3 protein-coding genes and 1 pseudogene are annotated in these 7,868 nt (G+C 61.4%); 3 read left to right on the forward strand and 1 reads right to left on the reverse strand.

Features of this window, described 5'->3' with window-relative positions; genetic code table 11:
* Positions 1–170: 170 nt before the first annotated feature.
* Complete coding sequence (locus tag MUW49_RS17435; RefSeq protein WP_042864044.1) at positions 171–1,115, reverse strand: TIGR01212 family radical SAM protein; 945 nt, start codon at positions 1,113–1,115, stop codon at positions 171–173.
* Positions 1,116–1,728: 613 nt separating this feature from the next.
* On the opposite strand from MUW49_RS17435, the gene gltB reads away from it, so the two are divergent.
* The 3 genes and pseudogenes from gltB to MUW49_RS17450 form a co-directional block, all read left to right on the forward strand.
* On the forward strand, positions 1,729–6,186 hold the full coding sequence (gltB, locus tag MUW49_RS17440) for a glutamate synthase large subunit (protein ID WP_244813020.1): 4,458 nt from the start codon (positions 1,729–1,731) through the stop codon (positions 6,184–6,186).
* A gap of 12 nt (positions 6,187–6,198) precedes the next feature.
* Entirely contained in the window at positions 6,199–7,614 is a 1,416-nt protein-coding gene (locus tag MUW49_RS17445; RefSeq protein WP_041213089.1) for an FAD-dependent oxidoreductase, read from the forward strand.
* 149 nt (positions 7,615–7,763) lie between these two features.
* Positions 7,764–7,868: pseudogene (locus MUW49_RS17450) on the forward strand (IS5/IS1182 family transposase); the annotation flags it as partial.

A 7,868-nucleotide genomic window follows, 5' to 3' on the forward strand; every position in this document is an offset into this window, starting at 1 on the left:
AGTGTGCTAACGCCAGGAATCGCATGCGTTTCCTGGCGTTGGTTTCTGCCTTGGCGAGGGCCAAGAAATCGATTGGATCGGACATACTGAGTACAGTGAAACCAGAATAGAGCAATTAGATCACATCTTTAATCTGATTGGTATAATAACCCACTGTTTTTTTGACGAAATTAGAGTTGGCACTCGCCCGTGGAAGGGAGAGAAAAAGGGCGTCCCAGGCAGTGTCCCTGAGGGCCTGAGCGTGCCAGCGCCGCGGCAATGGCGGTCATGGCGCTCCAGCGATTCTCGCACCAGGCGGGGGCCAGCAGGGTCGGGCGGCGCGCCGACGCCGAGACCCTGTGATAGACCACCTCGGGAGGCGTGTACTGGATCATGGCGACCGCCGCCGCCACATACTGCTCCATCGTCAACACATCCAGCCGCCCCGCCTGCCACGCCTTGCCAAGAGTGCTCCCCTCCACCACATGTAGTGGGTGAAGCTTGATGCCCTCGACGCCGGTCTCCACGACACGGTGGAGGGTTTCCAGGCTGTCCATCGGCACCTCGCCGGGCAGGCCGACGATGAGATGGGCACACACCTTGATGCCTCGCAGATGGGCTCGGGCAACGGCATCGGCATAAGCGGCATAGCCGTGACCCCGATTGATGCGTTGCAACGTCTTGTCGTTGGCACTTTGCAGCCCGAGCTCCAGCCACACCTCGTAACCTCTGGCCTGATAACCTGCCAGCAGATCCAGCACCGCATCGGGTACACAATCAGGGCGAGTTCCGACGCAGAGCCCCACCATGTCGCTCACCGACAAGGCTTCTTCATACATGCGCTGAAGGTACTCCACTTCGGCATAGGTGCTGGTATAGGCCTGAAAGTAGGCCAGATAGCGCCTGGCCCGGGTCACCTCGTCCCGGCGTGCCAGCAGTTGCTGCACCACGGAGAGTTGCTGGGCCGACTCGTCGGCAAAGGAGGAGACATTGCAGAAAGTGCAGCCACCCCGGCCCAGGGTGCCGTCCCGGTTGGGGCAGGTAAAGGCCCCGTGGATGGAGAGCTTGTGGATCTTCTGGCCGTGGCGCTGCTTGAGATCCTGGCCAAATGTATTGATGAGTTCGTGTAACTGCATGACACCTCCGAAATGAGATGTCATTCTAGCGACGCAGCCCAGCGGGCAGGCTGCGCTGGATCAATCCCGCTCCCTACCCAAAAATCATATAAATATTCACGTTAGATGCGATAAATACCCAACAGCCGGCATTCACGGTCACTTTTGACAACCTGTCACTCCTGCCACCTGGAGAAAAGTGTCATAACTTCTCGCCCATAACCGGCTGTAACTACTGAAAAAATCCTGTTTAGCCTGCTTATGGACAAATGCAAGACGCAGGATCCTGAAATGTGATCCCCGCCAAGCACACCAGAGATGACTTTGTAAAATTACTACAGTTTTCTGCCACCATGCAGTCAACCATCAAACCGTCCATAACCAGAATATAAAGCCAACAAATGAATTAAAAGCAGTCATAAATACACAAAAATGCTGATTGAGTCTCAAAAACCCACATTTTGTTATGGCGATGTAACATTGCAAACAAGCGGGATGTCCAATTGACCTTGCCCGAAAATCCCATTAGTTTGGAGATTCGCCACCTCAGGCGGACGGAACCACAAGAGCCAATCGCAATTTATGCAGTCTGTTGATGACAGTGCGATGGAAGGCCGAGCAAGGGAGAAATGCAATGTCACTATATGATCCAAAGCTGGAGAGGGATAACTGTGGCTTCGGCCTGTTGGCCCACATGGAAGGGGAAGCCAGCCACAAGCTTGTCCGTCTCGCGATGTCAGCCTTGGCTCGCATGCAGCACCGCGGCGGTATCTCCGCCGATGGCAAGACCGGCGACGGCTGCGGCCTGTTGCTGCAAAAACCCGACAGCTTCTTCAGAGCTGTCGCCGAAGAGAAGGGATGGCACCTGGGCCGCAACTACGCGGTCGGTATGCTGTTTCTCAACCCCGATCCCATCCTGGCCCAGGCCACTCGCGACATCATCGACGAGGAGCTGGAAAGAGAGACCCTGAGTCTGGTCGGCTGGCGCAAGGTGCCCATCGATACCAACGTACTCGGTTCCATCGCCAAGGCGTCCCTGCCCAGCATTGAACAGGTCTTTGTCAACGCGCCCCCGGGCTGGGTCGACAAGGATCTCGAGCGCCGCCTCTATATCGTGCGCCGCCGCATCGAGAAGCGCATCAGCGACGACTACTTCTATGTGGTCAGCCTTTCCAACCTGGTCACCGTCTACAAGGGACTGTGCATGCCGGTGGATTTGCCGCGCTTCTATCTGGATCTGGCCGACATCCGCATGCAGGCCGCCATCTGCGTGTTCCACCAGCGTTTCTCCACCAACACCAGCCCACGCTGGCCGCTGGCGCAGCCGTTCCGCTACCTCGCCCACAACGGCGAGATCAACACCATTGCCGGCAACCGCCAGTGGGCCAAGGCGCGCAGCTACAAGTTCGCCACCCCGCTGATCCCGGATCTGCAAGAGGCCGCCCCCTTCGTCAACACCACGGGGTCGGACTCCTCCAGCCTCGACAACATGCTGGATCTCTTCCTGGCCGGCGGCATGGACCTGTTCCGTGCCATGCGCCTGCTGATCCCGCCTGCGTGGCAGAAGCACCCGAACATGGATGACGACCTGCGCGCCTTCTACGACTTCAACTCCATGCACATGGAGCCCTGGGACGGCCCGGCCGGCATCGTCATGACCGACGGTCGCTACGCCACCTGCGCACTCGACAGAAACGGTCTGCGTCCGGCACGTTACGTCATCACCAAGGACAAGTTCATCACGCTGGCCTCCGAAGTGGGCACCTGGGACTACACCCCGGACGAAGTGCTGGAGAAGGGCCGTGTCGGCCCGGGGGAGCTGTTCGTGGTCGATACCAGCAACGGCAAGATCTGGACCAGCTTCGAGATCGATGACGATCTCAAGAGCCGTCACACCTACAAGCAGTGGATGGACAAGCACTGCAAGCGCCTGGTGCCCTTCGAGCAGATGGACGATGCCAGCACGGGATCGCGGGAATTACCGGATGACCGGCTCAAGACTTACCAGAAGCTGTTCGGCTACTCCTTTGAAGAGCTGGATCAGGTGATCCGCGTGCTCGGCGAGAATGGCCAGGAGGCGGTGGGCTCCATGGGGGATGACACCCCGATGGCGGTGCTCTCCTCCAGCCAGCGTACCCTGTACGACTACTTCCGCCAGATGTTCGCCCAGGTGACCAACCCACCCATCGATCCCCTGCGGGAAAATCACGTCATGTCCCTGGCCACCTGTATCGGCCGCGAACAGAACGTGTTCAACGAGACCTTCGGTCACGCCCACCGGGTGCTGTTCCAGTCGCCGATCCTGCTCTACTCCGACTTCCATCAGTTGCTGGCCCTGGAAGGGGAGCACTACCGCCATGCGGTGCTGAGCCTCAACTACCTCCCCGAAGAGGGGCTGCAAGCCGCCCTCGAGCGCCTCTGCCACGAGGCAGCTGAAGCGGCCCGTAGCGGCGCCGTGCTGCTGGTACTGTCAGACCGGGACATCAGCCCGGATACCCTGCCCATCCCGGCCGCCATGGCGGTGGGGGCGGTGCAGCGTACCCTGGTGGACAACAACCTGCGCTGCGACGCCAATATCCTGGTGGAGACCGCGAGCGTGCGCGACCCGCACCACTTCGCCGTGCTGCTGGGCTTTGGCGCTACCGCCATCTACCCCTATCTCGCCTACGAGACCCTCGCCAAGCAGGTAGAAGAGGGCGTGCTCAAGATGAGCCTGCGCCAGGCCATGCTCAACTACCGCAACGGCATCAACAAGGGCCTCTACAAGGTGATGTCCAAGATGGGCATCAGCACGGTGGCAAGCTACCGCTGCTCCCAGCTGTTCGAAGCCGTCGGCCTCTCCAAGGCCGTGGTCGAACTCTGCTTCCGCGGCGTATCGAGCCGCATCCAGGGTGCCGACTTTGCCGACATCCAGCAGGATCAGATCAATCTGTCCCGTCTGGCCTGGCTCGGCCGCAAGCCGCTGACCCAGGGCGGCCTCTTGAAATTCGTCCACGGTGGCGAGTACCACACCTACAACCCGGACGTGGTGCAGACCCTGCAAGTGGCGGTGCGCTCCGGCAACTACGCCGATTACAAGGAGTATGCCCGTCTGGTGAACGAGCGCCCGGTCGCCACTCTGCGGGATCTGCTGTCGCTCAAACAGGGCACCACCCCGGTTGCGCTGGATCAGGTGGAGCCAGCCGCCAGGCTGTTCCCCCGCTTCGACTCCGCGGCCATGTCCATCGGCGCCCTCGGCCCTGAAGCCCACGAGGCCCTGGCCATCGCCATGAACCGCCTCGGCGGTCAGAGCAACTCCGGCGAAGGCGGTGAAGATCCCAAGCGTTTTGGTACCGAGAAGAACTCTCGCATCAAACAGGTAGCTTCCGGTCGCTTTGGCGTCACCCCTCACTACCTGATGAACGCGGACGTGGTGCAGATAAAAGTCGCCCAGGGTGCCAAGCCCGGTGAAGGTGGCCAGCTGCCCGGAGACAAGGTCACCGCGCAAATCGCCCAGCTGCGCTACTCGGTGCCCGGCGTGACCCTGATCTCCCCGCCGCCCCACCACGACATCTACTCCATCGAGGATCTGGCCCAGCTCATCTTCGACATCAAGCAGATCAACCCGAACTGCCTGGTGTCGGTGAAACTGGTGTCCGAACCTGGCGTCGGCACCATCGCCTGTGGCGTGGCCAAGGCCTATGCGGACTTCATCACCGTCTCCGGCTACGACGGCGGCACCGGCGCAAGCCCGCTCACCTCGGTCAAATACGCCGGCTCCCCCTGGGAGCTGGGCCTGGCCGAAACCCAACAGGCGCTGGTGGCCAACGGCCTGCGCCACAAGGTGCGCCTGCAGGTGGATGGCGGCCTCAAGACCGGTCTGGACATCATCAAGGCGGCCATCCTCGGCGCCGAGAGCTTTGGCTTCGGTACCGGCCCCATGGTGGCGCTCGGTTGCAAATACCTGCGTATCTGCCACCTGAACAACTGCGCCACCGGCGTCGCCACCCAGGATGAGAAGCTGCGCCGCGAACACTTCACCGGCCTGCCGGAGATGGTGATGAACTACTTCAAGTTCATCGCCGAGGAGACGCGCGAGCTGATGGCCGAGCTTGGCGTCACCCAGCTCACCGACCTCATCGGTCGTACCGACCTGCTGGAAGCCCTGCCCGGCCTCACCGCCCGTCAGGCCAAGCTGGACTTGTCCGGCATCCTGGCGGCCCCGGTTGCACCGGCAGGCTCCAGTCTGTTCAGCCAGCAGCACAACCCCACCTTCGACAAGGGGCACTTAAACCTCAAGATGGTGGAAGACCTGCTGGGTGCGGTGGAAAACATGAGTGGCGGCGAGTTCCGCTACGACATCCGCAACACCGACCGCTCCGTGGGTGCGCGTCTGTCCGGCGAAATCGTCAAACGCCACGGCAACCAGGGCATGGCGGCCGATCCGGTCAAGGTGCACTTCAACGGCACCGCCGGCCAGAGCTTCGGCGTCTGGAACGCCGGCGGCCTCGAGATGATCCTCACCGGGGATGCCAACGACTACGTGGGCAAGGGGATGACCGGCGGCAAGCTGGTGATCAAACCCCACGTCGGCGTGGCGTTCAAATCCCACGAGGCGGCCATCATCGGCAACACCTGCCTCTATGGCGCCACCGGCGGCAAGCTCTATGCCGCAGGGACCGCCGGCGAGCGGTTCGCGGTGCGCAACTCAGGGGCCTTGGCGGTGGTCGAGGGGATTGGCGACAACGGCTGTGAATACATGACAGGCGGCATCGTCACCGTGCTCGGCAAGACCGGTGTCAACTTCGCGGCGGGCATGACTGGCGGTTTTGCCTACGTGCTCGACGAGTGCGGCAACTTTGCCAAGCGCACCAACCCCGAGCTGGTCGAACTGCTGGAGGTGGCGGATCTGGCCATCCACCAGGAGCACCTGCGCGGTATCATCACGGCGCACCTCAACGAGACAGGCAGCTCGCGTGCCGAGGAGATCCTGGCCAACTTCGACTCCTATGTGCCCAAGTTCAGGCTGATCAAACCCAAGTCCAGCGACGTCAAATCGCTGCTTGGCCACACCAGCCGTTCCAGTGCAGAACTCAGAATCCAGGCGCAATAAGGAGGGAACCCTATGAGCCAGAACGTATTCCAGTTTATCGATGTCCAGCGGGTCGACCCGCCCAAGAAGCCGCTCAAGATCCGCAAGATCCAGTTCGTGGAGATCTACGAGCCCTTCAACCAGGCCCAGGTCGGCATGCAGGCGGATCGCTGCCTCGACTGCGGCAACCCCTATTGCGAGTGGAAGTGCCCGGTACACAACTACATCCCCAACTGGCTGAAGCTGGCCAACGAGGGACGCATCCTGGAGGCGGTGGAGCTCTCCCACCAGACCAACAGCCTGCCGGAGGTATGTGGCCGCGTTTGCCCGCAAGACAGACTGTGTGAGGGTGCTTGCACCCTCAACGACAGATTCGGCGCCGTGACCATCGGCAACATCGAAAAGTACATCACCGACAAGGCCTTCGAGATGGGTTGGCGCCCGGATCTCTCCAAGGTGGTCAAGACCGACAAGCGGGTCGCCGTCATTGGCGCGGGCCCAGCGGGCCTTGCCTGTGCCGACGTGCTGGCACGCAATGGCGTCACCCCTGTGGTGTTCGACAAGTACCCGGAGATAGGTGGTCTGCTCACCTTCGGTATCCCCTCCTTCAAGCTGGAGAAAGAGGTGATGCAGCGCCGCCGCGAGATCTTCGAGGGGATGGGAGTGGAGTTTCGTCTCGAGACCGAAGTGGGTCGTGACGTCACCTTCGCCGATCTGCTCGGCGAGTTCGATGCGGTCTTCCTCGGGGTCGGCACCTACAAGTACATGAAGGGCGGCTTTGCCAACGAAGAGGCGCCGGGGGTCTACGACGCCCTGCCCTACCTCATCTCCAACGCCAACCGGCTGCTGGGCTTTGAGAAGGCGCAAGCCGATTACATCGACTTCGCCGGCAAGCAGGTAGTGGTGCTGGGGGGCGGCGACACCGCCATGGACTGCGTGCGCACCGCCATCCGCCAGGGGGCCGATCGGGTGATCTGCGCCTACCGCCGGGATGCCGAGAACATGCCGGGCTCCAAGCGGGAGGTGAAAAACGCCCAGGAGGAAGGGGTGGAATTCATGTTCAACCTGCAACCTGTCGGGGTCGAACTGGACGCCCACGGCCGCACCTGCGGCATCAAGGTGGTGAGCACAGAGCTCGGCGCCCCCGATGCCAATGGCCGCCGCAATCCTGTGGTCATTGAAGGCTCCGAGCAGGTGCTGCCCGCCGATGCGGTGGTGATGGCGTTCGGCTTCCAGCCCAACCCCCAGCCCTGGATGGCAGAGCACGGCGTCGAGCTCGACGGCCGGGATCGCATCAAGGCGCCCGAGAAGGCCGAGTACGCCTTCCAGACCAGCAACCCCAAGGTGTTCGCCGGTGGTGACGCGGTGCGCGGCTCGGATCTGGTGGTAACCGCCATTTACGAGGGTCGCAAGGCGGCCGAAGGGATCATGGACTACCTGGCCGTGTGATCTGCCGTCGCAACCACGCTGTCATGCAAACAGCCCCGCTCCTGCGGGGCTGTTTTTTTATGCCTGGCTTTGGTGCTGCGCTCTAGGCTGTGTTCTTAAAGTGATGAAGATATAATCTCACATCTTCTCAACAGCTTAAGATCCATTCCGTGTCCCGCCGTTATCAGCTGACTGATGCACAATGGGGGCTTATCGAGCCCCAGTTTCCTTCTCGAAGCCTGATCGGGCGCCCTACCCGTGAACCGCGCCAAGTG

Source organism: Aeromonas sp. LsrichE-8G (assembly GCF_022869435.1).
Taxonomy (GTDB): Bacteria; Pseudomonadota; Gammaproteobacteria; order Enterobacterales; family Aeromonadaceae; genus Aeromonas; species Aeromonas caviae.